Origin of the sequence: Cellulomonas phragmiteti (assembly GCF_016862775.1) — a bacterium.
GTDB classification, from domain to species: Bacteria; Actinomycetota; Actinomycetes; order Actinomycetales; family Cellulomonadaceae; genus Cellulomonas; species Cellulomonas phragmiteti.
The window spans coordinates 1-2,389 of the sequence record NZ_BONP01000056.1 but is presented as its reverse complement, the minus strand read 5'-3'; the positions used below and the strand labels follow the sequence as shown (position 1 = coordinate 2,389).

Below are 2,389 nucleotides of genomic sequence, written 5' to 3'. Positions count from 1 at the left end.
GGTGTTCCCACCCGCGTCATACGAGATCGACCCACCCGCGATCGTCCGCGACACCGGAGAAGCACCCACCGGCGGATCAGTCACCGTCGTCGAGGTCAACCGGTCCGCGTGATCGAAACACGACTCGACCGTGGTCACCACAACCCCGTCGAACACATCCCGCGACGACGTCCGGTTACCGTTCGCCCCCGCCCGCGGGTTCACACCACACCCACCCGCCGCCGCGAACTCGTACGACAACTCATGCCGCGGGATCACCGCACGCACCAACCGCCCCGCACCGTCATACCAGTACAACGACGACCCCGACGCCACCCCACCCTCGGACACCGTCGCCGACAACACCCGACCCGACTGCGACCGCACCACCCGATCCGCCACCGACGAAGACCCCACGAACGACCACACCAGCTCGGCCAACGCACCCGCCGGATCCCGCGCGATCGCCACGCCCGACCCGTTGCCGGCTGCGCCCGCACCCGCGGGGTAGGACACCGAGACGACGTCCCCACCCGGCCCGTAAACCGGCACCGCGACGACCTTGCCCCCGTCGAGCAACCGCACCGCACGACCATCGACGTCGTACTCCACGCTCGAGTCGAACACCTGACCACCGGCCGTCGTGCGCGACGCGCTCGGGCGGCCCGCCCCGTCGTACGCCGTCGTGGTCACCACACCCCACACATCCGTGTACGACACCACCCGCCCCAACAGATCCACCCGCGCGCTCGTCGACCCCGACCCCGGCGCAGCCGACTCCGACCCGGCTTCTGCACCAGCCCGGGCGCGTCACCCCCGACACGCGGCTACTCGGATTTGAATAGGCCGTGACCCCATCGGACTTGCGAAGATCCGCGAAAGAGCAAAATATGCGCGAAGCCAAACGACCTTGCCCTGATTTGCGGGACACTGTCGGCTTTGTGGAACTCGCTACAGACCCTGCAACCGATCGTACGACTCCGCCGCCATAGGGTCACCAAGAGAAGCACCGATTCGGTAGTGCTCTATCGCGCCGTCAAGGTCGCCTTTCTCTTCCAGGAGCGCACCGAGATTCTGGTGCCCGAAGGGATCGCCGGTCTCGATGTCGCGCGCGTACGCCTGCGCAGCCCGATCGCTCTCACCGATATCGTGATAGAGATTCCCGAGGTGGACAAAATGATCCGTTTCACCACGTGCGACCGCCTCCTCGAGCACACGGATTGCTTCGCGTGGACGCCCTGACGAGTCGAGCAATCGCGCGAGCGCTTTCCTTGCCGCCGGGGAATTCTGGGCGTGGCTCCTTAGCCGAGACTCGAGTGCCACGTCGCGGGTCGACTCCCACTCCCATGCCGCCACCTGACCGGCCGCGGAGGGATGCCCGGCAGCTCCTGCAGCTTCAAGCCAGGCAACGGCAGCATGCTCGTCACCCGCCTCTCGAAGAAGGAAGGCGAGCGTTACCATTCCTTCAGTGTCTGCGCACTCCGCCGCCCTATGCAGTGCCGCACGCGCCCCCTCAATATTCCCTGCCTGGAGCAGGGCGTAACCCAAGGGATGCCATGCATGATCCTGGCCATCATCTGTTGCCTGACGAAGATGAGGGACAGCTTCATCCCACGAGTTCGAATCGATCAGAAGCAGGCCGAGGTTAAGCAATGCGTCAGTCTCACCGAGCGCGATCGCCGCCCTGTAGGCGGACGATGCTTCATCAGCACGACCTAGATCCCGCAGTGTGTTACCTAGATTGAACCAGGCCACGGCGTCTCCGAGGCGAGCGGCGCATTGAAAGCAATCGGAAGCCGTTTCTAGATTGCCGGCTTCCGCCATCTCTATCCCCAGATCGATGAGTTCGCCTGTGTTGCTCGACGCAACAGCCGCGTTCCATCGATCACGCATTTCCGGATGCAGGTTGACATATCCTTGAGGATCCATGATCACATCCATCACCGACGTCTCTTGTTTGGATTCTCTTTGAAGTTCGGCTTTTCTCGCCCGCCGTGACTGAGACGATCCTCATGCCTCTGTTTTCCGGACTTGCCATTTGACAAGTCACGATGCGGCTTAGCCGTACGCGCCGATCGAGCCGGCCTTTTTGCGAAGAGCCGTCTCATGTCATCAACAAACCTTGGGGGACGCGTCGTCGGCAAGCGGGGCATTGCGACCGAGCATCCAGCGTACTGACAGGCGCGATGAATATAGAGCGCTAGGACAGCGGCCACGACGGCCGCCCCCAGCATCACGGGTACCGGAATCGCGACATTTCCGTCGAGGTCATACATGTTGATGGGGTCGGTGGGGTAGACGTAGGCATTGTCGACCCCGCCCTCGACGGGGTCGACGGACAGGAACCTGCCCAGTCCTGCGAGGTACACCCGTGCGCCCATCTCGATCGCGGCCAGGTTCCCGGCGTGCT

General features: G+C 63.8%; 3 protein-coding genes. All 3 read right to left on the bottom strand.

What is annotated here, in order from left to right:
- The coding region (locus Cph01nite_RS18870; protein ID WP_203676586.1) for an RHS repeat domain-containing protein at positions 1–720 on the bottom strand (720 nt) is incomplete at its 3' end.
- A 210-nt stretch (positions 721–930) separates the two neighbouring features.
- Positions 931–1,920, bottom strand: a complete 990-nt coding sequence (locus Cph01nite_RS18865; RefSeq protein WP_203676584.1) for a tetratricopeptide repeat protein — start codon at positions 1,918–1,920, stop codon at positions 931–933.
- The coding region (locus tag Cph01nite_RS18860) for an RHS repeat-associated core domain-containing protein (protein WP_203676581.1) at positions 1,920–2,389 on the bottom strand (470 nt) is incomplete at its 5' end. The genes Cph01nite_RS18865 and Cph01nite_RS18860, both read right to left, overlap by 1 nt.